Source organism: Streptomyces cinerochromogenes, assembly GCF_014648635.1.
GTDB lineage: Bacteria > Actinomycetota > Actinomycetes > Streptomycetales > Streptomycetaceae > Streptomyces > Streptomyces cinerochromogenes.
This window is the reverse complement of record NZ_BMRM01000022.1, coordinates 122,861-147,250: the sequence shown is the minus strand read 5'-3', so window position 1 is coordinate 147,250 and position 24,390 is coordinate 122,861. Positions and strand designations below refer to the sequence as shown.

The window sequence follows — 24,390 nt, the reverse complement described above, 5'->3', positions numbered from 1 at the left end:
CGTCGGCACAAGCCAAGGGCCCCGGACCGGTCAACGGTCCGGGGCCCCTCGTACAAGCACCCCTACGGCAGCTGCGCCGCCCGAGCCTCGCGGCGGTTGTCGCGGAAGTTGTTCACCCGGCGGGCCGTGGCGAACAGGGGGATCACCGCGCCCATGACCAGCTGGAGCGCACAGCCCGTCTGGAGGAGCAGCTGACCGCTGGGCGCGTCGAACGCCCACGCCGCCAGCAGACCCATCGACAGCACGATCCAGGAGAGCATCGCGCCGGCGAGACGGCCCCGCGGCTTCGGGTACTCCACCCGGCTGACCATGAGCCAGGCCGTCCCCAGGATCGCCAGCAGCGTCGCCACGAACGGCAGCTCCAGCAGCACGATCGAGACGACGGTCAGCGCGCCGAACGGCGAGGGCATGCCCTGGAACATGCCGTCCTTCATGGTCACGCAGCTGAAGCGGGCGAGTCTGAGGACCACGGCCAGCAGCACCACGATCGCGCCCACTGCCGCCACCCGCTGGTGCGCGTCGTCGGCGACCATGCCGTAGACCAGCACGAAGTACGCGGGGGCGAGCCCGAAGCTGATCAGGTCGGACAGGTTGTCCAGCTCCGCGCCCATCGGCGAGGACCGCAGCTTGCGCGCCACCAGGCCGTCGAACAGGTCGAAGACCGCCGCGCAGAGCATCAGGATGACCGCCGTGGCCGCGCTGTGGCGGGCCATGCCGGACTCCTGGCTGCCGGTGAGGTGCGGGATCAGGATGCCGGTGGTGGTGAAGTACACCGCCATGAAGCCGCACGTCGCGTTGCCCAGGGTGAGCGTGTCCGCTATCGAGAGGCGGAGCGAGAGAGGCATCTCCTCCTCTTCGTCCACCTCGTCGGCCTCGGGCACCCAGCCCGCCTGGGTCTCCGGATCAATCACGGTCAATGCGAGTCACCCCAGCCACGGTCTTCTGTCCGACCTCGACCGCGACCTCCACGCCCTCGGGCAGGTAGAGGTCGACACGCGAGCCGAAGCGGATCAGACCGATACGGTCGCCCTGCTCGACCTTCGTGCCCTCGGGGAGGTACGGCACGATGCGGCGGGCCACCGCGCCGGCGATCTGGATCATCTCGATGTCGCCGAGTTCGGTGTCGAAATGCCAGACTACGCGCTCGTTGTTCTCGCTCTCCTTGTTGAAAGCCGGAACAAAGCCGCCGGGGATGTGCTCGACCGACGTCACGGTGCCCGCGAGGGGCGCGCGGTTGACGTGGACGTTGAGCGGGCTCATGAAGATCGCGACGCGGGTCCGCCCGTCCTTCCACGGCATGATGCTCTGCACCACACCGTCGGCGGGGGAGATGACCCGGCCCTCGGCGATCTCGCGCTCGGGGTCGCGGAAGAACCACAGCATGCCCGCCGCGAGCGCGGTGGCGGGCACGGCGACGGCCTTGGCGACGCCCGAGCGGCGAGCGCGGGCCAGGCTGAGGGCTGCGGTGGCGACGGTCGGGAGAAGCCACGGCGATGCTCCGCGCGCGAGGCGTGCGCCTACCAGGCTGTCGCGGTGTGCAGAGGTTTGGCTGTGGGGCATGGATGACCTTCGTAGCGGATGATGCCGCGCTCTGATCGGGGGACGGCGGCTTTCCCGGGATCGTACCGGTCGCGGGCCACAACTCGGCAAGCCAGGAAGCCGAGTCGGCGGCCGAAGAGTGTCTACGGGGTGTGATCTTCTTCTCGAAGAAAACACCCCGTATCCGGACAATCAGCCCTGGAATCGATACTCTTCGAGCAGCCTGCGGCCGATGATCATTTTCTGGATCTCGGCGGTGCCTTCACCGATGAGCAGCATCGGGGCCTCGCGGTACAGTCGCTCGATCTCGTACTCCTTGGAGAAGCCGTAGCCGCCGTGGATCCGGAAGGCGTCCTCCACGACCTCCTTGCAGTACTCGGAGGCGAGGTACTTCGCCATGCCGGCCTCCAGGTCGTTTCGCTCCCCGGAGTCCTTTTTACGTGCGGCGTTCACCATCATCGCATGCGCGGCCTCGACCTTGGTGGCCATCTCCGCGAGCTTGAACTGGATGGCCTGGTGCTGGGCGATCGGCTTGCCGAAGGTGTGCCGCTGCTGGGCGTACTGCACGCCCAGCTCGAAGGCGCGCTGGGCGACACCGCAGCCGCGCGCCGCCACGTTCACCCGGCCGACCTCCACGCCGTCCATCATTTGGTAAAAACCTCGGCCGGTGACCCCGCCGAGCACCCGGTCGGCCGGGACGCGCAGGCCGTCCATGATCAGCTCGGTGGTGTCGACGCCCTTGTAGCCCATCTTCTCGATCTTGCCGGGGATGGTGAGGCCCGGGCGGACCTCGCCGAAGCCCGGCTCCTTCTCGATCAGGAAGGTCGTCATCGACTTGTGCGGCGCCGTGCCCTCGGGGTGTCCTTCGTCACTCCGGACCAGCACGGCCACGAGCGAGGACGTACCCCCGTTCGTCAGCCACATCTTCTGGCCGTTCAGGACGTACTCGTCGCCGTCCCTGACCGCCTTCGACGTGATCGCCGACACGTCGGAGCCCAGGCCCGGCTCCGACATGGAGAAGGCGCCCCGGATGTCACCGGCCGCCATCCTGGGCAGGAAGTGGTCCTTCTGCTCCTGCGTGCCGTGCTGCTTGAGCATGTACGCGACGATGAAGTGGGTGTTGATGATGCCGGACACCGACATCCAGCCGCGGGCGATCTCCTCCACGCACAGCGCGTAGGTGAGGAGCGACTCGCCCAGGCCCCCGTACTCCTCGGGGATCATCAGACCGAACAGACCCAGCTCCTTGAGCCCGTCCACGATCTGCTGCGGGTACTCGTCGCGGTGCTCCAGCTCGGTCGCGACCGGGATGATCTCCTTGTCGACAAAGTCACGGACCGTCGAAAGGATCTCCTGCTGGACGTCGGTCAGACCGGCGGTCTGGGCGAGGCGCGCCATCACTTCTCCTGCTGCTTCAGCTCCGGGCGGCCCGGCTGCTCGCCGCCGCGCTCCTTGATGTACGTCTCGGTGGGCACCATCACCTTGCGGCGGAAGACGCACACCAGGGTGCCGTCCTGCTTGTAACCCTTGGTCTCGACGTAGACGATCCCCCGGTCGTTCTTCGACTTCGACGGCCACTTGTCGAGGACGGTGGTCTCGCCGTAGATCGTGTCGCCGTGGAAGGTCGGCGCGACGTGCCTGAGCGACTCGATCTCCAGGTTGGCGATCGCCTTGCCGGAGATGTCCGGGACGCTCATGCCGAGCAGCAGCGAGTAGACGTAGTTCCCGACGACGACGTTCTTGCCGAAGTCCGTCGTCTTCTCCGCATAGTTCGTGTCCATGTGGAGCGGGTGGTGGTTCATGGTGAGGAGACAGAACAGGTGGTCGTCGTACTCCGTGACCGTCTTGCCCGGCCAGTGCTTGTACGTCGCCCCGACCTCGAACTCCTCGTAGGTGCGTCCGAACTGCATCGCGCTCAGGCCTCCGGGATCTCGAACGTGCTGGTGCGCCGCATGCCGGCGGCGCGGCCCTTGCCCGCGATGACCAGGGCCATCTTGCGGCTGGCCTCGTCGATCATCTCGTCGCCGAGCATCGCGGAGCCCTTCTTGCCGCCCGCCTCGGACGTGTAGTAGTCGTACGCGTCCAGGATCAGCTCGGCGTGGTCGTAGTCCTCCTGGGACGGCGAGAAGATCTCGTTGGACGCCTCGACCTGGCCCGGGTGCAGCACCCACTTGCCGTCGAAGCCGAGCGCGGCGGCGCGCCGCGCGACCTCGCGGTAGCCGTCGACGTTGCGGATCTGGAGGTAGGGGCCGTCGATCGCCTGGAGGTTGTTGGCGCGGGCGGCCATCAGGATCTTCATCAGGATGTAGTGGTAGGCGTCCGCCGGGTAGCCGGGCGGCTGCTCGCCCACGACGAGGGACTTCATGTTGATGGAGGCCATGAAGTCGGCCGGGCCGAAGATGATCGTCTCCAGGCGCGGGGAGGCCTCGGCGATCGCGTTGACGTTGTTCAGGCCCTGCGCGTTCTCGATCTGCGCCTCGATGCCGATCTTGCCGACCTCGAAGCCCATGGTCTTCTCGATCTGCGTCAGCAGCAGGTCCAGCGCGACGACCTGCTCGGCGTTCTGCACCTTCGGCAGCATGATGCAGTCGAGGTTCTGGCCGGCGCCCTCGACCACCGTGACGACGTCGCGGTACGTCCACTCGGTCGTCCAGTCGTTGACGCGGACCACCCGGGTCTTGCCCGTCCAGTCGCCCTCGTTGAGGAACTTGACGATGGTGTGCCGGGCCTCCGGCTTCGCGAGCGGCGCGCACGCGTCCTCCAGGTCCAGGAAGACCTGGTCCGCGGGGAGGCCCTGCGCCTTCTCCAGGAAGCGGGGGTTGCTGCCCGGTACGGCCAGGCAGGAACGCCGCGGGCGAAGGCGGTTGACGGGGGTGGTCATGCGGGGACCTCCAGGGGGTCGAGCTTGTTCGCTTTCCGGATCTCGTCGACGATGCGGCCGATGATCCCGGTGATGTCGAAGTCCTTCGGGGTGAAGACGGCGGCCACTCCGGCTTCCTTCAGCTGCTCGGCGTCACCGTTCGGGATGATGCCACCTGCGATCACCGGTATATCTGTGGCACCGGCCACACGGAGCCGCTGGAGCACGTCCGGGACCAGCCGGGCGTGCGAGCCGGAGAGGATCGACAGGCCCACGGCGTGGACGTCCTCGGCCAGGGCCGCGTCCACGATCTGCTCCGGGGTGAGCCGGATGCCCTGGTAGACCACCTCGAAGCCGGCGTCCCGCGCGCGCACCGCTATCTGCTCGGCGCCGTTGGAGTGCCCGTCCAGGCCGGGCTTGCCGACCAGGAAGCGGAGCTTGCCGACGCCCAGCTCGCGGGCGGTGGCGTCCACCTTCGCGCGGACCTCCGCAAGGGCCGAGCCGGCCTCGGCGGCGACGGCGACCGGCGCGGAGGAGACCCCGGTGGGCGCCCGGTACTCGCCGAACACCTCGCGCAGGGCGCCCGCCCACTCGCCGGTGGTGACCCCGGCGCGGGCGCACTCCAGGGTGGCCTCCATCAGGTTGTCGGTGCCCTTGGCGGCCTCCTTCAGCCGCTCCAGCGCCTTGCAGGGGCGCGGGTGGTTGAAGGGCGGCTGGTAGCGGGTGTCCCGCCAGTGCCTGAGGGACTCGACGACCCGGTTCTCGACCGCCGGGTCCACCGTCTGGATCGCGGTGTCCAGGTCGGCCGTGAGCGGGTTCGGCTCGGTGCCCTCGAAGACGTTGACGCCGACGATCTTCTCCTGCCCGGACTCGATCCGGGCCCGGCGCTCCGCGTGCGAGGCGACCAGCTGCGACTTCAGGTAGCCGGACTCCACGGCGGCCATCGCGCCGCCCATCTCCTGGATCCGGTCCATCTCCGCGAGGACGTCGGTGACCAGCTGGTCCACCTTCGCCTCGATCACCTTCGAGCCCTCGAAGATGTCCTCGTACTCCAGCAGGTCGCTCTCGTAGGCGAGCACCTGCTGGATGCGCAGGCTCCACTGCTGGTCCCAGGGCCGGGGCAGGCCCAGCGCCTCGTTCCAGGCGGGCAGCTGCACGGCACGCGCGCGTGCGTCCTTCGACAGGGTCACCGCCAGCATCTCCAGCACGATCCGCTGGACGTTGTTCTCCGGCTGCGCCTCGGTCAGGCCGAGGGAGTTGACCTGGACGCCGTAGCGGAAGCGGCGCTGCTTGGGGTTCTCGATGCCGTACCGCTCACGGGTGACCTTGTCCCAGATGCGGCCGAACGCCCGCATCTTGCACATCTCCTCGATGAAGCGGACGCCCGCGTTCACGAAGAAGGAGATGCGGGCGACCACGTCCCCCATGCGCTCCTGCGGCACCTGGCCGCTGTCGCGGACGGCGTCGAGGACGGCGATCGCGGTGGACATCGCGTACGCGATCTCCTGCACCGGTGTGGCCCCGGCCTCCTGCAGGTGGTAGCTGCAGATGTTGATCGGGTTCCACTTCGGGATGTGGGAGACCGTGTACGCGATCATGTCCGTCGTCAGGCGGAGCGAGGGCCCCGGCGGGAAGACGTGCGTCCCGCGGGACAGGTACTCCTTGACGATGTCGTTCTGGGTCGTGCCCTGGAGCTTGGTGATGTCCGCGCCCTGCTCCTCCGCGACGACCTGGTAGAGCGCCAGCAGCCACATGGCCGTGGCGTTGATCGTCATCGAGGTGTTCATCTGCTCCAGGGGGATGTCCTGGAACAGCCGGCGCATGTCACCGAGGTGCGCGACGGGCACGCCCACCCGGCCGACCTCGCCGCGCGCGAGGATGTGGTCGGGGTCGTAGCCGGTCTGCGTCGGCAGGTCGAACGCCACCGACAGACCTGTCTGGCCCTTGGCGAGATTGCGCCGGTACAGCTCGTTGGACGCCTCGGCCGTGGAGTGACCGGCGTACGTGCGCATGAGCCACGGCCGGTCCTTCTGACGCTCAGTCATCTATGACCTCGGGTGTCTCAGACGTTGCGGAAGCGGTTGATGGCGTCGATGTGCTGGGCGCGCATCTCCGCGTCGCGCACGCCGAGGCCTTCCTCCGGCGCGAGGCACAGGACGCCGACCTTGCCCTGGTGCAGGTTGCGGTGGACGTCGTACGCCGCCTGGCCGGTCTCCTCCAGGGAGTACGTCTTCGACAGCGTCGGGTGGATCTTGCCCTTGGCGATCAGGCGGTTGGCCTCGTACGCCTCGCGGTAGTTGGCGAAGTGCGAGCCGATGATCCGCTTCAGGGACATCCACAGGTACCGGTTGTCGTACTCGTGCATGTAGCCCGAGGTCGAGGCGCAGGTGGTGATGGTGCCGCCCTTGCGGGTGACGTAGACGGAGGCGCCGAAGGTCTCGCGGCCGGGGTGCTCGAAGACGATGTCGATGTCCTCGCCGCCGGTCAGCTCGCGGATGCGCTTGCCGAAGCGCTTCCACTCCTTGGGGTCCTGGGTGTGCTCGTCCTTCCAGAACTTGTAGCCCTCGGCGTTGCGGTCGATGATCGCCTCGGCGCCCATCGAGCGGCAGATCTCCGCCTTCTGGGGCGAGGAGACGACACAGATCGGGTTGGCACCGCCCGCGAGCGCGAACTGCGTGGCGTACGAGCCGAGTCCGCCGCTCGCGCCCCAGATCAGGACGTTGTCGCCCTGCTTCATGGCGGCGCCGTTGCGGGAGACCAGCTGGCGGTAGGCGGTGGAGTTCACCAGGCCCGGGGCCGCGGCCTCCTCCCAGGTGAGGTGCTTCGGCTTCGGCATCAGCTGGTTCGTCTTGACCAGCGCGATCTCCGCGAGGCCGCCGAAGTTGGTCTCGAAGCCCCAGATGCGCTGCTCGGGGTCGAGCATGGTGTCGTCGTGGCCGTCGGGCGACTCCAGCTCGACGCTCAGGCAGTGCGCGACGACCTCGTCACCGGGCTGCCAGGCGTTGACGCCGGGGCCGGTGCGCAGGACGACGCCCGCGAGGTCGGAGCCGATGATGTGGTACGGCAGGTCGTGGCGCTTGGTCAGCGGCGACAGCCTGCCGTAGCGCTCCAGGAAGGCGAACGTCGACACCGGCTCGAAGATCGAGGTCCACACCGAGTTGTAGTTGACCGAGGAGGCCATGACGGCCACCAGGGCTTCGCCCGGGCCCAGTTCGGGCACGGGCACCTCGTCGAGGTGGATCGACTTGCGCGGGTCCTTGTCGCGGGTCTCCAGACCCGCGAACATCTCCGTCTCGTCCTTGTGCACGGTGATCGCACGGTACGACTCGGGGAGCTGCAGGGCGGCGAAGTCGGCGGACGTGGCGTCCTTCGACTGGATCGCGTCCAGGATGTCCTTCACGGTCACGGTGTTGCCTCCGGCGGTGAGCGCCCTGAGGGAGGGGCGCTGGGGGATCGTCGGTGCTGCTGAGTGCGCTTGAGGGTTTTCGAGGGGTGTGCCGTCGGTTCGGCTCGGTGGTGCTTCGGCAGCGCTTTGTGGCGCGGGAGGGTGCCTGTGACGCAGGCGTCCGGGCGCGCAGGCCGTGGGCTTGCGGGGACAGCCGGCGAGCGAACGGTCTCTGCTCGCCGGCCGCCCGGACCCCCTCAACGTATGACACCGCGTGTCAGGTGGCAAGGCACTGAGTGCCAGAACTTGCTCTCAGATGAAATCTTTACGTAACAAATGAGCGATGATCGATCAACGATCGGGCAAAGGAAACGGGCAGTGGGCGGCACCCAGTGCCGCCCACTGCCCGTTTGTCACGGTCCGACCGGTTACGACCGCTCTTTGAGCGCCTGCTCGATGGTGCGCATCACCTCGTCCAGCGGAGCGTCGGTCCTGGCCACCGTCACCAGCACCTCCCCGTGGGCGGCGGCGGTGGCCGGCGGGGTCCGCGGAGCGCTCTCGCGGCCGGCCCCGATGCCGGTGCCGAAGGTCTTGCGCACGATCGCGAAGGCGTGGTCCAGCTGCGCCTCCACGTCCCCCTGGCCGCCCGCCCGCAGCCAGCGCCTGAGCACGTGGTTGTGCGCGGTGACCACGGCCGAGGCGGCGACCTCGGCCAGCAGCGGGTCGTCGTTGGCGTCGTCGGCGTGCGCGTGCTCGTCGAAGTGACCGAGCAGATAGCGGGTGAAGAGGCGCTCGTAGCGGGCCACGGAGGCGATCTCGGCCTCGCGCAGCGTGGGCACCTCGCGGGTGAGCTTGTAGCGGGCGACCGAGATCTCCGGCCGCGCCGCGTACATCTTCATGACCTCCTTGATGCCCCGGCACACCGTGTCGAGCGGATGCTCGTGCGCGGGGGCGGCGTTGAGGACCGCCTCGGCGCGGATCAGCGTGTCGTCGTGGTCCGGGAAGATCGCCTCTTCCTTGGAGCGGAAGTGGCGGAAGAAGGTGCGCCGGGCGACCCCGGCGGCGGCGGCGATCTCGTCGACGGTGGTGGCTTCGTACCCCTTGGTCGCGAACAGCTCCATGGCTGCTGCCGCCAGTTCTCGGCGCATTTTGAGCCGCTGGGCGGCGGCGCGACTGCCTGCGGCACGTTCCGGCGCGTCGGGCGTAGCTGGTGTACGTGAGGACTTGGCGGGCTGGGACATGACCCGAACGTACTGCATGCGCGCGGCTCTCTGCGCAGGTCCGCGGTGTTCCCCGCCCCCGGGGGGCGGGGCACCGCCGGACCGGGCGGGCGGGGGAGGGCCGCCCGGGTCGAGCAGTCCGCCCCAGTCCGCCTCCGTCCGGAACCAGTCGCCGGCGCCGTCAGCGGCGGGCATACTCGCGGAAGCCGCGGCCGGTCTTGCGGCCGAGGCAGCCCGCGGCCACCAGGTGCTCCAGCAGCGGCGCCGGGGCGAGGCCCGGGTCGCGGAACTCGCGGTGCAGCACCCGCTCGATGGCGAGCGAGACGTCCAGGCCGACCACGTCCAGCAGTTCGAACGGGCCCATCGGGTAGCCGCCGCCGAGCTTCATCGCCGCGTCGATGTCGTCCAGGGACGCGTAGTGGTCCTGCACCATCTTGATCGCGTTGTTCAGGTACGGGAACAGCAGGGCGTTCACGATGAAGCCGGCCCGGTCCCCGCAGTCCACGGCGTGCTTCCTGATCCTCCCGCAGACCTCGCGGACCGTCGCGTGCACGTCGTCGGCGGTCAGCACCGTGCGGACCACCTCGACCAGCTTCATGGCCGGCGCCGGGTTGAAGAAGTGCATGCCGATCACGTCCTGCGGGCGCGAGGTGGCGCGGGCGCAGGCGACGACGGGCAGCGAGGAGGTGGTGGTGGCCAGCACCGCGCCCGGCTTGCACACCTTGTCCAGCGTGGCGAACAGCTGCCGCTTGACCTCCAGGTCCTCCGCGACCGCCTCGACGGCCAGGTCCACCTCGGCGAAGGCGTCGTAGGACCCCGCCGGGACGATCCTCTCCAGGGTCTCGGCGGCGGCCTCGGCGGTCAGCCGGCCCTTGTCGACGGACCGGGCGAGGGACTTGCCGATCCTGGCCCGGGCCGCCTGGGCCTTCTCCTCGCTGCGGGCGGCCAGGACCACCTGGTAGCCCGCCTTGGCGAACACCTCGGCGATGCCGGAGGCCATGGTGCCGGAGCCGGCGACACCGACCGAGCGGACCTGACGGCCCCCGCCGAGCGAGCCGTCCGGCGCCGGGGTCAGCGCGTCCGGCACCACGGTGGCGCTGCCCGGCGCCTCGTAGGTGTAGAAACCACGCCCGGACTTGCGGCCGGTCAGGCCCGCCTCACTGAGCTGCTTGAGGATCGGGGCGGGCGCGTGCAGCCGGTCCCGGGACTCGGCGTACATCGCCTCCAGGACGGTCCGCGCGGTGTCGATGCCGATCAGGTCCAGCAGGGCGAGCGGACCCATCGGCAGGCCGCAGCCGAGCCGCATCGCGGCGTCGATGTCCTCGCGGGAGGCGTACCTGGCCTCGTACATCGCGGCGGCCTGGTTGAGGTAGCCGAACAGCAGTCCGTCGGCGACGAACCCGGGCCGGTCGCCGACCGCGACCGGCTCCTTGCCCAGTTCGAAGGCGAGGTCGGTGACGGCGGCGACGGCCCCCGGCGCGGTCAGCACCGAGGAGACGACCTCGACGAGCTTCATCGCCGGCGCGGGGTTGAAGAAGTGCAGGCCGAGCACGCGCTCCGGCCGGGCCGAGTCCGCGGCCAGCCGGGTCACGGACAGCGCGTTGGTGCCGGTCGCCAGGATCGTCTCCGGGCGGACGATGCCGTCCAGCTCACGGAAGATCTGGTGCTTGATCTCGTACGACTCCGGGGCCACCTCGATGACGAGGTCGGCGTCGGCCGCCGCGGTGAGGTCGGTGGCGGTGCGCACCCGGGCCAGCGCCCCGGCGCGCTCCTCCTCGGTGAGCCGGCCGCGCTCCACGGCACGGGCGGTGGCGGCCTCCAGCGAGGCGAGCGCCTTGGCGGTCCGGTCCTCGCTGATGTCGATGCCGATCACCTCGCGGCCGGCCTTCGCGAGGACCTCGGTGATACCGGTGCCCATGGTGCCGAGGCCGACGACGGCGATCGTCGTGAGCCGGGACGGAGAGCTGCCGGACTGGGGGGACAGGGGAGTGGCCATCGCGGGACTCCAGGAATGAGGGTGACGACGAGGAGCGCGCCGGGTGCGCCGAAGGGCGCACCACGGTGCGAGGAGAGTGCGGGTGTTGCCGGGCTGCGAGCGCACACGCCCGGTGTCGCCGGTGCCACGGGCGTGCACACGCCCGGCAGCGGCAAAGCGTCCGACCGGCTCTGTCCCGAAGCCGGGTCGTACTGCGGTACAGACGGTGTACCGAACCGACAGAACTCGCTCGCGACGGCCGCGTCACCAAACCGTCGCCAGCGGAAGTGCGAGAGGGTTACTCGCTCGTATGAGCTTAACCGGCGGGTAACGAGCGCGCCAGCCCCCGGAGGGAAACCGACTTTGTGATGTACCTCCCTCGCCGGCGACGACCCGCCTACGCTGGCCTCGTGGACGAAGAGTTGCGATCGCTCACGGAGCGCTTACGGCGGGAGTCGGGCGGGACGGCCGGCTTCGACCGCCTGCTGGCCACCGAGGACCACGACGAACTGGCGGAGGTGCTCACCGCGCCCGGACAGCCCCTGTGGGCCCGGGAGCTGGCCGCGTTCCGCCTCGGCCGCGCGGGCGACCGGCGCGCCTTCGAGTCCCTCGTGCTGCTGCTCAACCACCGCGACCCGCCGCGCTGCGCCTCCGCCGCGCACGCCCTCGCCCGGCTCGGCGACCCCCGCACCGCCCGGGCCGCCGCCGCCCTCGCCACCAACGAACTCCGCGTCGCCTACGCCCTGCACCCGGTCCGGCTCCTGGTCGAACTGCGCGCCCCCGAGTCCGTACCCGCGCTGATCACCACGCTGGAGCGGCGGCTGCGCCCGCACGACCCCTACCGGCGGGTGGCCCTGGCGTGCGTGGAGGGCCTGGGCGCGCTCGGCGACGCCCGCGCCCGCCGGGTGCTGAGCGAGGCCCTCGCGCACCCCACGCTCGCCGAGGCGGCGGTGCACGCGCTGGCCCGGATCCCGCAGCAGCAGCGCCGCTGACACCCGGTCAGCCGCCCAGGGTCCGCACGTACCGCACCTCCGGCACGGGCACGCCGTCCACCTCGAAGGGCTCCTCGGCGCCGTCGGACCGGAAACCGGCGCGCTCGTAGAAGCGGCGGGCGGGGGTGTTGCCCTTCAGGACCCACAGCAGCATCCGGGGATACGCCCGGCACCGCTCGACCGCCGCGGCCAGCAACGCCCGGCCGATGCCGCCGCCGAGGTGGTCCGGATCGACGTAGACCGCGTACAGCTCGGCGTCCCCGGTGGGGGAGCCGCCGCCGTCCCGGTAGGGCCCGCACGCCGCCCACCCGACGACCTCGCCGCCCTGCTCGGCGACCAGGTTCACCACCGAGCCGCCGCCCTGCCCGAACCGGGCCCGCCGCCGCTCGGCGTCCGCGGCGACGCTGAGCCCGTCGAGGTACGCCTGGGGCATCAGGCCCCGGTAGGCGTGCTGCCAGCCCCGGATCCGTATCGCGGAGACGCGGTCGCAGTCGGCGAACCGCATCTCGCGGACCGTCAGGGGGCTCACGCGGCCACCACCGCCGGGGGAACCCCCTGTACCGCGGAGGAGGCGGGCAGGCAGCGCCGCAGGTTCTCGAACACCTGGCGGGCCGTCGGATCGGTGGTCGCGACATGCGCGTACCGCGCGGCGGGGAACACCCCGTCGGGGGCGGTGATGCGGGTCGGTTCGCTCATGGGGCCATGGTGGACCATCCCGCCGACAACGCCCCCACGGGCCTTGCGCCTTGCCCGTCGGCCCAAGCCCGGCAGGCCGTGGCCTGACGACGGAAGCCCGGCGGGCCGTGGGCCTAACGACGGATGCCCAGCAGGCCGTGCAGCATCGAGCCGCGGGACGCCGTCGGCGCCGACTTGCCCTTCAGCGGCTTCGGATCCGGCGACTTCGCGCAGACCGCGTCGGCCGGGCCGGCGCCCCGCGGCACCGTGCCGCTGCCCAGGTACGCGGCCAGGTGCCGGTCCAGACAGGTGTTCCCGCTCAGCGTGACGCCGTGGTTGCCGCCGCCCTGCTCGACCACCAGGCTGGAGCGGGCCAGCAGCCGGTGGGCCGTCACCCCGCCGGCGTACGGGGTCGCCGCGTCCTCGGTCGCCTGGAACAGCAGTGCCGGCGGCAGCGAGCGGTTGGAGATGTCCACCGGCTTCCGCGAGGCCGTCGGCCAGAACGCGCAGGGCGCGTTGTACCACGTGTTGTTCCAGGCCAGCAGCGGCGCCTTCGCGTACACCTTCCAGCCGTCCGCGCGCCAGCGGTCCCAGCCGCGCGGCCAGGCCGCGTCACGGCACTGCACCGCCGTGTAGACGCTGTAGCCGTTCTCGCCGGAGGCGTCGACCGCGGCGACGTTCCGGTACGTCCTCACCAGCGGCCCGGTGTCCTTGCGGTGGACGTAGGCCGCGAACGCCTCGGCGAGGTGCGGCCAGTAGCCGTCGTAGTAGGCGCCGGACATGAAGGTGTCCTCCAGCTCGGCGGCCCCGACCCTGCCCCCGGCCGGCTTCTTCGCCAGTGCCGACCGCATCGCGTACCAGAGGGACTCGATCCGTGCCGGGTCCTTGCCGAGTCCGTAGGTCGTGTCGTACTTCGCGATCCAGGCCATCAGCGCGCGGTGGCGGTCGTTGAAGGCGTACTCCTGGCCGAGGTTGTCCTCGTACCAGACGCCGGTCGGGTCGACGATCGAGTCCAGCACCAGGCGGTGCACCCGCTGCGGGTACAGCTTCGCGTAGACGGCGCCCAGGTAGGTGCCGTAGGAGTAGCCGAAGTAGCTGATCCGCGGGGCGCCGAGGGCCCGGCGGACGGCGTCCAGGTCCCGGGCGGTGCTGACGGTGTCCAGGTACGGCAGGACGTCGGCGTACCGGCGGCCGCAGGCGGCGGCGAAGGACCGGGCGCGGTCGAGGTTCGCGCGCTCCACCGCGGGTGTGCCCGGCACGGAGTCCGGGCGCACCGGTGCGAAGTGGCCCGGCGCGCAGTTCAGGGCGGGCGTGCTCCGGCCGACCCCGCGCGGGTCGAAGCCGATGACGTCGTAGCGGGAGGCGACGCTCTTCGGCAGCGCCGAGGCGACGAACCCGGCGAGCGTCAGGCCGCTGCCGCCGGGACCCCCGGGGTTGACCAGCAGCGGGCCCAGCGAGGCCCGCGCGGTGTGCGGGACGCGGGACAGGGCGAGCGTGATCTGCCGGCCCGACGGGTGCGTGTGGTCCAGCGGCACCTTCAGGGACGCGCACTGGAGCCGGGGTTGGTCGCTGATGCCGCACTTCTTCCAGCTGAGCCGCGCGGGCTCCTGCCGGTCGGGCCGGGCGGCCTGTGCGGGAGCGGCGGTGACGGAGCCCGCCAGCACGGCGGCGACTGCGGCCGCGCCCAGCACGGCTGCGCGTGTTCTCATACGGGTCCTCCCGGGACGGAGGGGGGCGGAGAACCGCGAGGCTCACGGTTCTCGGCGGATCGTCCCGGAGTCGGGGCCCTGAAGAACCCGTTCTGTCGATACTTGACCCAATTGGGCCGTGGGATGCCCCCTAACGCCCCGGACGTGCTCACATGAGGCTGAGCTGGACCGCCTCGGAGCCGGTCGGGGCCGGTGCCGGCTCGGCCGGGCGGATCCGCCGGGCCAGTCCCGCGCGCGCGGGCCCGATGCCGTACTCCCGCGCCAGCTCGTGCACCTGACGGGTGATCCGGCGCTGGTACCACCGGGGCGCGTAGGAGCCCTCCGCGTACAGCCGCTCGTACCGCCGCACCAGGTGGGGGTGGTGCCGGCCGAGCCAGGCCGTGAACCACTCCCGGGCACCCGGGCGCAGGTGCAGTACCAAGGGGGTGACGGAGGTGGCCCCGGCCGCCGCGATCGCCCGTACCGTCTCCCGCAGCCGGTCCGGGTGGTCGCTCAGGAACGGGATCACCGGCGCCATCAGCACCCCGCAGCCGATCCCGTGCTCGCCCAGGGTGCGTACGACGTCCAGCCGGCGCTCCGGCGCGGGTGTGCCCGGCTCCACCGTGCGCCACAGCTCGGCGTCGAGGAAGCCGACCGAGACGGAGATGCCCACGTCCGTCACCTCGGCGGCCCGGACCAGCAGCTCCAGGTCGCGCAGGATCAGGGTGCCCTTGGTGAGGATCGAGAACGGGTTCGCGTGGTCGGTGAGCGCGGAGATGATGCCCGGCATCAGCCGGTAGCGGCCCTCGGCACGCTGGTAGCAGTCGACGTTCGTGCCCATCGCCACGTGGTCGCCCTGCCAGCGGCGGGAGGCCAGCTGGCGGCGCAGCACCTCCGGGGCGTTCACCTTGACCACGATCTGGGTGTCGAAGCCGATGCCCGTGTCCAGGTCCAGGTAGCCGTGCGTCTTGCGGGCGAAACAGTAGACGCACGCGTGCGTGCAGCCGCGGTAGGGGTTGACCGTCCACTCGAACGGCATGCGCGAGGCGCCCGGCACCCGGTTCAGCACGGAACGCGCCCGCACCTCGTGGAAGGTGATCCCGCGGAACTCGGGGCCGTCGAACGTCCGGGTGGTCACGGCGTCCGCGCCGAACAGCGCGGCGTCGGCGGCCCGGCCGTGTTCGCTCTCGTCCGTGAGGTTGTCCCAGCGCATGACGCCTCCTCGTGCTCGCCCCGGCCCACAGAATAGAACATGTGTTCCCATGATCGTGCGGACCCCGGGCGCGCCCGTGATCGCGCCCCTGATCGCGGCCCCGATCGCCGCCCCGGTCACGGCCCCCGGTACCGGACCCCGATTTGGGCGGCCGGGCGCCGGGGTGGTTGGCTTGCCCCAACCCCGAGGAACCAGGTCGTGGAGGAACGCAATGGCGCAGGTCGAGGCCACTACGGAGCGGGTCGTCGCGGCGGACGCGGAGAAGGTGTTCGACGCCCTCGCCGACTACCGCGACACCCGGCAGAAGCTGCTGCCCGAGCACTTCAGCGAGTACGAGGTGCGCGAGGGCGGCGACGGCGAGGGCACCCTCGTCCACTGGAAGCTCCAGGCCACCAGCAAGCGGGTGCGCGACTGCCTGCTGGAGGTCAGCGAGCCCACCGACGGCGAGCTGGTGGAGAAGGACCGCAACTCCTCCATGGTCACCACCTGGCGCGTCACCCCCGCCGGTGAGGGAAGGTCGCGGGTCGTCGTCACCACCACCTGGCAGGGCGCCGGCGGCATCGGCGGCTTCTTCGAGAAGACCTTCGCGCCCAAGGGCCTCGGCCGTATCTACGACGCCCTGCTCGCCAGGCTCGCCACCGAGGTCGAGCAGTAAGTCCCCGGATCCCCAGGGCCGTTGGGGCCCTTCACCGGTTCGAGTGGAATCACATCTCGACCGGGTCGGCGCCGTAACTCGTCGCACTTGCCCGGAGTTGTCGCATCGCGCGGGAACCGTGTGGCAGGTGTGACGAGGGGAGCGCTACATGAGCGGGATCACTCTGGACCGGACGGAAACGGTCACCGCGCCACCCGGCCTCCCCGTCCCGGTACCCGCCGAGGCCGTCGGACCGAGCCCCCGCCGCGTGCGGCTGGTCTTCTTCGGGCTGATGCTGGCACTGCTGCTGGCCGCCCTCGACCAGATGATCGTCGCCACCGCCCTGCCGAAGGTCGTCGGCGAACTGCACGGCCTGGACCGGATGTCCTGGGCGATCACCGCCTACCTGCTCACCTCCACCGTCGGCCTGCCGGTCTACGGCAAACTCGGCGACCTGCTCGGCCGCAAGGGCGTCTTCCAGTTCGCCATCGCCGTCTTCGTCCTCGGCTCCGCGCTCGCCGGCCGGGCCGGCACCATGGACCAGCTGATCGCCTTCCGCGCGGTCCAGGGCGTCGGCGCGGGCGGGCTCATGATCGGGGTGCAGGCGATCATCGCCGACATCGTGCCGCCCCGGGAACGCGGCCGGTACATGGGCCTGATCGGGGCCGTCTTCGGCCTCGCCTCCGTCGCAGGCCCGTTGCTCGGCGGCTACTTCACCGACCACCTCTCCTGGCGCTGGTGCTTCTACATCAACGTCCCCTTCGGCCTGGTCACCCTCGCCGTCGTGGCCGTCGTCCTCAAGCTCCCCAGGCCCCGCGCCCGGGCCCGGCTCGACGTGCTCGGCGCGCTGCTCCTCGCCGCCGCCTCCACCTGCCTGGTCCTGCTCACCAGCTGGGGCGGCACCGAGTACGCCTGGGACTCCCGGCAGATCCTCGGCCTCGGCGCCGGCGCCCTGGCCGCCACCGCCCTCTTCCTCGTCGCCGAGCGCTTCGCCGCCGAACCCCTGATCCCGCTCAGGCTGTTCCGCGACTCCGTCTTCGTGGTCAGCGGCCTGGTCGGCCTGGTGATCGGCGTCGCCCTGTTCGGCGCCGCCAGCTATCTGCCGACCTTCCTGCAGATGGTCGACGGGGCCAGCGCCACCGAGTCCGGGCTGCTGATGCTGCCCCTGATGGCCGGGATCGTCGGCGCCTCCGTCATCGGCGGCCAGCTCATCAGCCACACCGGCCGCTACAAGATCTTCCCGCTGCTCGGCGGCGCCGTCGCCACCGCCGGCATGTGGCTGCTGTCCCGGCTGGAGACCGACACGCCCCGGCTGCACTACAGCGTCTGGATGGCCGTCCTCGGCGCAGGCATCGGCCTGGTGATGCCCGTCCTCGTCCTCGCGGTGCAGAACTCCGTGCGCCCCGCCGACCTCGGCAGCGCCACCAGCGCCAACAACTACTTCCGGCAGATCGGCGGCAGCGTCGGCGCCGCCGTCTTCGGCACCCTCTTCGCCGACCGGCTCACCTCCGCGCTGCGCGCGGAACTGCCCGCGGGCGCGGGCACCGGCCTGCCCGACGCCGACTCCCTCACCCCGCAGCTCGTCCACGCGCTGCCCCCGGCCCTGCGCGACGCCTACATCCGCGCCTACGCCGACGCGATGCCCCGGATCTTCCTCTACCTGGTCCCGGTGCTCGCCCTCGGCCTGCTCATCGCCTTCTTCCTCAAGGAGAAACCACTGGTGTCCCACAACACCGCCGAAACGGAGCCGCAGACCGTGACCGCCCCGATCCCCGGCGCCCGTGCGCCCCACGCCGCCGGGATTCCCGTCTGCGGCACCGTGCAGCACCCCGACGGCACCGTGGTGCCCCGCGCGGCCCTCACCCTCATCGACGTCGCCGGGCAGCAGATCGGCCGGGGCGCCAGCGGCGAGGACGGACGGTACGCGCTCAGCACGCCCGGCTCCGGGGCGTACGTGCTGATCGCCGCCGCCGGCGGTCACCAGCCGCAGGCCGTCTCCGTCACCGTCGGCGAACGCCCCGTCGAACTCGACGTCGTCCTCGGCGGCGCCGGACGCCTCGCCGGCAGCGTGCTCACCGCCGACGGCAGCCCCGTCCGGGACGCCACCGTCACCCTCACCAACGTGCACGGCGAGGTCGTCGCCAGCACCCGCAGCGGACGCGAGGGCGGCTACGTCATCACCGAACTGGTCGCCGGCGAGTACACCCTCGCCGCCAGCGCCCCCGCCTTCCGGCCCGCCGCGCTCCCGGTCACCGTGCAGGCCTCCCGGGAGACCCGGCAGGACATCGAACTCGCGGGCGGCGCCGTGCTGCGGGGCACCGTCCGGGCGAGCGGCGGACGGCCGGTGGAGGACGCGCGCGTGACCCTCCTCGACGCCGCCGGCAACGTCGTCGACACCCTCACCACCGGACCCGACGGAACGTTCCGGTTCGTGGATCTGTCCTCCGGCGAGTACACCGTCATCGCCGCAGGTTACCCGCCGGTCGCCACAGTGCTGCAGGTCGCGGGGGGTGGCCGCACGGAGCGCGATCTCCAACTCGGCCACGAGGACTGAGCGGGGCGCGCCACCGCGCGCCGGAGCGATCCGGTGAGGGCAATTCCAGGATTGCCACACATCGCGACCGGACGCCGCCGTACCGTAGTGGCGGGCGGCACAGATCGTTTGCGGACAGCCGTGGGGAGAGAGGGCCTGGGCCATGGACCGTGGCAGCGAGCGGGACACAGTTCCCGGGCGCGGCGCCGGCGACATCGCGGCGGGCCGGATTCCGCTGGCCGTGGTCATCGTCGACCGCGCCGGGCTGGTGTCCCACTGGAGCAGCGGCGCGCGGCGCATGTTCGGCGTGAGCCGGGAGGACGCCGTCGGCCGCATGGCGGCCGACCTGCTGCCGGTCGCCGGCACCCTCCCGGACGACCCGCCGGCCGACGCGGTGCCCGAAGACGCGAGGGCGGCCGACACGGTGCCGGCCGACCTCGTGGCGTACGACGGACCCGGACCCGACCTGGAAGCCTCGCTCGGCGGGCCCACCGGCTACGCCACCGCGGGCCGCGCCCGCCTCCGCCCGCCCGCGCAGCCGTCCGGCGGCGACGAGCGGCTCGACGTGCTGTGGTGGGCCTACCCGCTGGTCGGCCCCGGACCCTCCCGGCTGCTCGTGCTCGCCGCCGACGCCACCCGGCTGCGCGACGAACGCGGCTACGACGACGAGACCGCCGAGCGCATCTCGCCCGGCTTCGCCCGCCACACCGAACTGCCCGCCTCCGACGAACTCGAACGGCGCCTGCCCGACATCCTGCCCAACATGGGCCCCGGACTCAGCGCCCGGATCGTCTCCCAGGTCCTCGAACTCGGCTACCCGGTCCTGGAGTTCAGCCAGTCCGAGCGGGTCCCCGTGAGCCCGTACTGGGGCGTGCCCCGCCGCCCGGGCCGCAGCCGCGCCGCGGCGGCCGGGCCCGCCGGAGCCGTCGTACCCCGGCAGCGGGCGGCGGCCGTGGTCCCGGCCGGCGCCGAACAGGACCTGGAGTACGCCGCCGTCCGCGAGCGGCTGGAGTTCCTCAACGAGGTCAGCTCCCGCATCGGCTCCTCCCTGGACCTCGGAGAGACCATCCGCGAGGTCACCAGCGCCGCCGTACCCCGGTTCGCGGACTTCGCCGGCACCCACCTGCGGGCCGCGGTGCTGGCCGGCGAGGGCTTCCCGGACGGCCCGCCGGACGCCACCACCGTGATGTTCCGGGTCTGGGTCGAGCACAACGACGAACCGGGCCGCTGGGACGACACCGTGCCCGTCGGCGAGGCCTTCGCCTTCCCCGAGCACACCCCGTTCTACCAGTGCATGGTCACCGGCGAGCCGGTGCTCGTCCCGCGGGTCACCGAGGAGCTGTCCCAGCGCATCGCCGGCGAGTTCGAGAAGCGCGACCTCCGGCCGCTCATCGGCGGCCGGTCCCTGCTGATCGTCCCGCTCAAGGCACGCAACGTCGTCCTCGGCTTCATGGTGCTCATGCGCCGCCCCGACCGGCCGCAGTTCGACGACATGGACCGCACCACCGGCGCCGAACTCGCCGCCCGCGCGGGCCTCGTGCTCGACAACGCCCGCATGTACACCTACCAGGAGAACGTCGCCGACACCCTCCAGGACAGCATGCTGCCCCGGGTCGCCCCGCGGATGGCCGGCTGCGACATCGCCACCCGCTACCTGCCCGGCGCCCGGCTCGGCCGGATCGGCGGCGACTGGTTCGACACCATCAAGCTGCCCGGCTCCCGCACCGCCCTCGTCGTCGGCGACGTCATGGGGCACGGCCTCAACTCGGCCGCCATGATGGGCCAGTTGCGCACGGCCGTGCAGACCATGGCCACCATGGAGACCCCGCCCGCCCAGCTGCTGCGCAACCTGGACGACCTGGCCCGCAGGCTCGGCGACAGCTACCTCGCCACCTGCCTGTACGCGGTCTACGACCCGATCCGCGGCGACCTGACCCTCGCCAACGCCGGCCACATCCCGCCCGTGCTGGTGCGCGCCGAGGACGGCAGCAGCGAACTCCTCGACCTGCCCACCGGTGCGCCGATCGGCGTCGGCGGGGTGCCGTTCGAGGCCACCCGGATCAAGGTCCGGCCCGGCGACCGCCTGGTGCTGTGCACCGACGGCCTGGTCGAGGTGCGCGGCACCGACATCGGCGAGGGCCTCGCCGCCCTCTGCGAGTCCGCCGCCCACCCCGCGGCTTCCATGGACGACGCCTGCGACACCATCATCCGCGCCCTCAACACACGCGGCGGACGCAAGGACGACGTCGCCCTCCTCATGGCCCGCCTCAACGGCATCCCCGACGACCACGTCGCCGAGTGGTGGCTCGACCCCGACCCGCGCGAGGTGGCCCGGGCCCGCCGGCTGGTCCGCGAGCGCCTGCTCGACTGGGGTCTGCCGCAGGCCGTGGAGACCGCCGAACTGCTGGTCAGCGAGGTCGTCACCAACGCCGTCCGGCATGCCGGGAGCGACCGGATCGGGCTGCGGGTGGTCCGCACCGACGCGCTGCTGTTCGAGGTCACCGACGACGAACCCGCCCTGCCCGCCATGCTGAACGCCGGCCCCTACGACGACTCGGGCCGCGGACTGCGCGTGGTGAGCCGGCTGGCCGGCGAGTGGGGTGCCAGCGCCACCGGGCACCGGAAGACCGTCTGGTTCGAACAGGCCCTTCACATCTCGTGAACACGGCCGCCCGGCTCTTGCCGTGGGCCCCGGGACCGCGATATCCCGATCACGGAACCGAACCGTGGGGAGATCGCATGAACGTCTCGGAGAACTACCGCAACGCGTGGGAGAGTTACTGGCGCGAGACCTCCGACGCCCGGGGCGAGGCGATATGGGACTCCGACCCCTCCCTGAGCGCCGCGCCGCACAGCGAACTGCTCCTGCCGCACGCCGACCCGGACCGGACCATCGTCGACCTCGGCTGCGGCAACGGCACCCAGACCCGCTACCTGGCCACCCGGTTCGCCCACGCCGTCGGCGTCGACCTCTCGCACGCCGCCGTCGAGCACGCCCGCCGCGCCGCGAACGGCGCCTCCGTCGAGTTCCAGCAGCTCGACCTCACCGACACCGACGCCGTACGCACCCTGCACGACAAGCTCGGCGACGCCCACGTCTACATGCGGGCCGTGATCCACCAGAGCGAACCCGCCGCGCGCCCCGCCGTGGCCGCCGCCGTCGCCGAGCTGATCGGCACCGAGGGACGCGCCTTCGTGGTCGAACTGACCTCCGGCTCCCGGGACGTCCTGAAGCGTGCCGCGTCCGAGCCGGGCGGCCCGGGCCCCAAGCTCCGGCGCGTCTTCCACCACGGACTCAAGCCCGCCGACGCCCCCGACGACGAGATCCCGCGCCTGCTCGCCGAGGCCGGCCTCACCGTCCTGGCCGAGGGCGAGACCACCGTGCCGCAGACCGAGCACCTCGCGGACGGCACCCGGATCGACCTGCCGGCCCACTGGTACGTCCTCGGCAGGGCCTGACCGGAACCGGGGCCGCTCCTTCCCGGCGCGGTCGTAGCCTGGCCGCCGCTCGGCGCGTAACGTGACGAAGCATGAAGATCCTCATCAGTGCCGACATGGAGGGTGCCACCGGCGTCACCTGGCCCGCCGACGTGCTGCCGGGGACACCGCAGTGGGAGCGGTGCCGGTCGATGTTCACCTCGGACGTGAACGCCGCCGTGGAAGGCTTCTTCGACGGAGGCGCGGAGCAGGTCCTGGTCAACGAGGCCCACTGGACCATGCGCAACCTGCTCCTGGAGCGGCTCGACGAGCGGGTCGAGATGCTCACCGGCCGGCACAAGGCGCTGTCCATGGTGGAGGGCGTCCAGCACGGTGACGTCGACGGCATCGCGTTCGTCGGCTACCACGCGGGCGCCGGCATGGAGGGCGTCCTCGCCCACACCTACCTCGCCAACCAGATCACCGGTGTGTGGCTGAACGACGTCCGGGCCAGCGAGGGTCTGCTCAACGCGCACGTCGTCGCCGAGTACGGCGTCCCGGTCGTCCTCGTCACCGGCGACGACGTGGCCTGCGAGGACGCCCTCGGCTACGCGCCGGAGGCACTGAAGGTGGCCGTCAAGGACCATGTGTCGCGGTACGCGGCCGTGTGCCGGACTCCGGCCAGGACCGCGGCCGACATCCGTGCGGCGGCCAAGGAGGCGGCACCGCTGGCGGTCCGTCACGCGCCGGTCGAGGCCGGGCCGTTCACGGTGGCCGTCGAGTTCGACGCCGAGCACCTCGCGATGGCCGCCACCGTCGTCCCCGGCGTGGCGCGGACCGGGGAGCGGAAGGTGGCGTACACCAGCGCCACCATGTACGAGGGGATCAGGACGTTCAAGGCGGTCACCACGATCGCCTCTGCCGCCGTGGAGGAGCAGTATGGCTGACCAGCAGGCCGACGAACTGGCCCTGGCCGAGGTCGTGGAGTTCACCTCCGGCCTGATCCGCATCGACACCACCAACCGCGGCGGCGGCGACTGCCGGGAGCGGCCCGCCGCCGAGTACGCGGCCGAGCGGCTGGCCGGGGCGGCCCTGGAGCCGTTGATGCTGGAGCGCACCCCGGGCCGCACCAACGTGGTGGCCCGGATCGAGGGCACCGACCCGTCCGCCGACGCGCTGCTGGTCCACGGCCATCTCGACGTCGTGCCCGCGGAGGCCGCCGACTGGCGGGTCCACCCCTTCTCCGGCGAGGTCCGCGACGGTGTGGTGTGGGGGCGCGGCGCCGTCGACATGAAGAACATGGACGCGATGATCCTGGCGGTCGTCCGGTCCTGGGCCCGCCAGGGCGTACGGCCCCGCCGCGACCTCGTCATCGCGTTCACCGCCGACGAGGAGGCCAGTGCCGAGGACGGCTCCGGGTTCCTCGCCGACCGGCACCCCGAACTCTTCGAGGGCTGCACGCAGGGCGTCAGCGAGTCGGGCGCCTTCACCTTCCACGACGGGTCCGGCCGGGAGATCTACCCGATCGCCGCGGGGGAGCGGGGCACCGGCTGGCTGAAGCTCACCGCGCGGGGCCGGGCCGGGCACGGCTCCAGGGTGAACCAGGAGAACGCGGTGACCCGGCTCGCCGCCGCCGTCACCCGCATCGGTGAGCACGAGTGGCCGCTCCGCCTCACCCCGACCGTGCGGGCCGCCCTCACCCGGCTCGCCGCGCTGTACGGCATCGACGCCGACCTCACCGACGTGGACCGGCTGCTGGAGAAGCTCGGCCCGGCCGCCCGGCTGGTCGAGGCGACCGTCCGCAACAGCGCCAACCCGACGATGCTCCAGGCCGGTTACAAGCTCAACGTCATCCCCGGCGAGGCGGTCGCCTACGTGGACGGGCGCTACCTCGCGGGCGGCGAGGAGGAGTTCACCGCCACGCTGGACGAGCTGACGGGCCCGGACGTCCGGTGGGAGTTCGAGCACCGCGAGACGGCTCTCCAGGCACCCGTGGACACGCCCCTGTTCGCGCGGATGCGGGCCGCCGTCGAGGAGTTCGCACCCGAGGGGTACGTGGTGCCGTACTGCATGCCGGGCGGCACCGACGCCAAGCAGTTCTCCCGGCTCGGCATCACCGGCTACGGCTTCACCCCCCTGAAGCTGCCCCCGGACCTCGACTACCAGGCGCTCTTCCACGGCGTGGACGAACGGGTGCCCGTGGAGGCGCTGCACTTCGGGGTCCGGGTCCTCGACCGCTTCCTGCGGACGGCGTAGCCG

The 24,390-nt window shown here is 71.6% G+C and carries 19 protein-coding genes and 1 pseudogene; 7 read left to right on the top strand and 13 right to left on the bottom strand.

The genetic code is table 11. The features are described 5' to 3' along the window. Positions 1-62: 62 nt before the first annotated feature. The 9 genes from pssA to IEZ20_RS33705 form a co-directional block, all read right to left on the bottom strand. The gene (pssA, locus tag IEZ20_RS33745) at positions 63-881 is read right to left on the bottom strand and encodes a CDP-diacylglycerol--serine O-phosphatidyltransferase (RefSeq protein ID WP_059254185.1); all 819 of its coding nucleotides are present in this window, start codon (positions 879-881) and stop codon (positions 63-65) included. A 22-nt stretch (positions 882-903) separates the two neighbouring features. Continuing rightward, complete coding sequence (locus tag IEZ20_RS33740; protein WP_189305797.1) at positions 904-1,560, bottom strand: phosphatidylserine decarboxylase; 657 nt, start codon at positions 1,558-1,560, stop codon at positions 904-906. 171 nt (positions 1,561-1,731) lie between these two features. Beyond that, the gene (locus tag IEZ20_RS33735; RefSeq protein WP_189305795.1) at positions 1,732-2,937 is read right to left on the bottom strand and encodes an acyl-CoA dehydrogenase family protein; all 1,206 of its coding nucleotides are present in this window, start codon (positions 2,935-2,937) and stop codon (positions 1,732-1,734) included. Continuing rightward, positions 2,937-3,449, bottom strand: a complete 513-nt coding sequence (locus IEZ20_RS33730; protein WP_189305793.1) for a MaoC family dehydratase — start codon at positions 3,447-3,449, stop codon at positions 2,937-2,939. Before IEZ20_RS33730 ends, IEZ20_RS33735 begins: the two co-directional genes overlap by 1 nt. A gap of 5 nt (positions 3,450-3,454) precedes the next feature. Further along, complete coding sequence (locus tag IEZ20_RS33725) at positions 3,455-4,420, bottom strand: HpcH/HpaI aldolase/citrate lyase family protein (protein ID WP_189305791.1); 966 nt, start codon at positions 4,418-4,420, stop codon at positions 3,455-3,457. Beyond that, positions 4,417-6,444: an ethylmalonyl-CoA mutase gene (locus tag IEZ20_RS33720; RefSeq protein WP_189305789.1), complete on the bottom strand. Its 2,028-nt coding sequence runs from the start codon at positions 6,442-6,444 to the stop codon at positions 4,417-4,419. Before IEZ20_RS33720 ends, IEZ20_RS33725 begins: the two co-directional genes overlap by 4 nt. A gap of 17 nt (positions 6,445-6,461) precedes the next feature. Next, positions 6,462-7,799: a crotonyl-CoA carboxylase/reductase gene (ccrA, locus tag IEZ20_RS33715; RefSeq protein WP_189305831.1), complete on the bottom strand. Its 1,338-nt coding sequence runs from the start codon at positions 7,797-7,799 to the stop codon at positions 6,462-6,464. 413 nt (positions 7,800-8,212) lie between these two features. Next, on the bottom strand, positions 8,213-9,025 hold the full coding sequence (locus IEZ20_RS33710; RefSeq protein ID WP_189305786.1) for a TetR family transcriptional regulator: 813 nt from the start codon (positions 9,023-9,025) through the stop codon (positions 8,213-8,215). 160 nt (positions 9,026-9,185) lie between these two features. Then, positions 9,186-11,000 carry a 3-hydroxyacyl-CoA dehydrogenase family protein gene (locus IEZ20_RS33705; RefSeq protein ID WP_189305784.1) on the bottom strand — a complete coding sequence of 605 codons (1,815 nt, stop codon included), beginning with the start codon at positions 10,998-11,000 and terminating at the stop codon, positions 9,186-9,188. A gap of 389 nt (positions 11,001-11,389) precedes the next feature. Between IEZ20_RS33705 and IEZ20_RS33700 the strand changes: the two genes are divergently transcribed. Further along, positions 11,390-11,971 carry an adenylosuccinate lyase gene (locus IEZ20_RS33700; protein ID WP_189305782.1) on the top strand — a complete coding sequence of 194 codons (582 nt, stop codon included), beginning with the start codon at positions 11,390-11,392 and terminating at the stop codon, positions 11,969-11,971. Between the two features lie 7 nt (positions 11,972-11,978). On the opposite strand, the gene IEZ20_RS33695 is transcribed toward IEZ20_RS33700, so the two are convergent. The 4 genes and pseudogenes from IEZ20_RS33695 to IEZ20_RS33680 form a co-directional block, all read right to left on the bottom strand. Then, positions 11,979-12,500 (bottom strand): GNAT family N-acetyltransferase, encoded by a 522-nt coding sequence (locus tag IEZ20_RS33695; protein ID WP_373304021.1) that lies wholly within the window; start codon positions 12,498-12,500, stop codon positions 11,979-11,981. Positions 12,501-12,532: 32 nt separating this feature from the next. Further along, positions 12,533-12,667: pseudogene (locus tag IEZ20_RS33690) on the bottom strand (RidA family protein); the annotation flags it as partial. Positions 12,668-12,780: 113 nt separating this feature from the next. Then, positions 12,781-14,355, bottom strand: coding sequence for an alpha/beta hydrolase (locus IEZ20_RS33685; RefSeq protein ID WP_189305781.1), 1,575 nt, complete (start codon positions 14,353-14,355; stop codon positions 12,781-12,783). Positions 14,356-14,503: 148 nt separating this feature from the next. Further along, positions 14,504-15,547, bottom strand: coding sequence for an Rv2578c family radical SAM protein (locus IEZ20_RS33680; protein WP_189305779.1), 1,044 nt, complete (start codon positions 15,545-15,547; stop codon positions 14,504-14,506). Between the two features lie 211 nt (positions 15,548-15,758). On the opposite strand from IEZ20_RS33680, the gene IEZ20_RS33675 reads away from it, so the two are divergent. The 6 genes from IEZ20_RS33675 (at position 15,759) to IEZ20_RS33650 (ending at position 24,387) form a co-directional block, all read left to right on the top strand. Further along, positions 15,759-16,202 carry an SRPBCC family protein gene (locus IEZ20_RS33675; RefSeq protein ID WP_189305777.1) on the top strand — a complete coding sequence of 148 codons (444 nt, stop codon included), beginning with the start codon at positions 15,759-15,761 and terminating at the stop codon, positions 16,200-16,202. A gap of 148 nt (positions 16,203-16,350) precedes the next feature. After that, entirely contained in the window at positions 16,351-18,735 is a 2,385-nt protein-coding gene (locus tag IEZ20_RS33670; protein WP_189305775.1) for an MFS transporter, read from the top strand. A gap of 142 nt (positions 18,736-18,877) precedes the next feature. Further along, on the top strand, positions 18,878-21,376 hold the full coding sequence (locus IEZ20_RS33665; RefSeq protein ID WP_189305773.1) for an ATP-binding SpoIIE family protein phosphatase: 2,499 nt from the start codon (positions 18,878-18,880) through the stop codon (positions 21,374-21,376). Between the two features lie 77 nt (positions 21,377-21,453). After that, positions 21,454-22,173 (top strand): class I SAM-dependent methyltransferase, encoded by a 720-nt coding sequence (locus IEZ20_RS33660; protein WP_189305771.1) that lies wholly within the window; start codon positions 21,454-21,456, stop codon positions 22,171-22,173. A 71-nt stretch (positions 22,174-22,244) separates the two neighbouring features. Then, positions 22,245-23,078 (top strand): M55 family metallopeptidase, encoded by an 834-nt coding sequence (locus IEZ20_RS33655; protein ID WP_189305769.1) that lies wholly within the window; start codon positions 22,245-22,247, stop codon positions 23,076-23,078. Next, positions 23,071-24,387 carry a M20/M25/M40 family metallo-hydrolase gene (locus IEZ20_RS33650; protein ID WP_189305767.1) on the top strand — a complete coding sequence of 439 codons (1,317 nt, stop codon included), beginning with the start codon at positions 23,071-23,073 and terminating at the stop codon, positions 24,385-24,387. The genes IEZ20_RS33655 and IEZ20_RS33650 overlap by 8 nt, the downstream gene beginning before the upstream one ends. Positions 24,388-24,390: the final 3 nt, after the last annotated feature.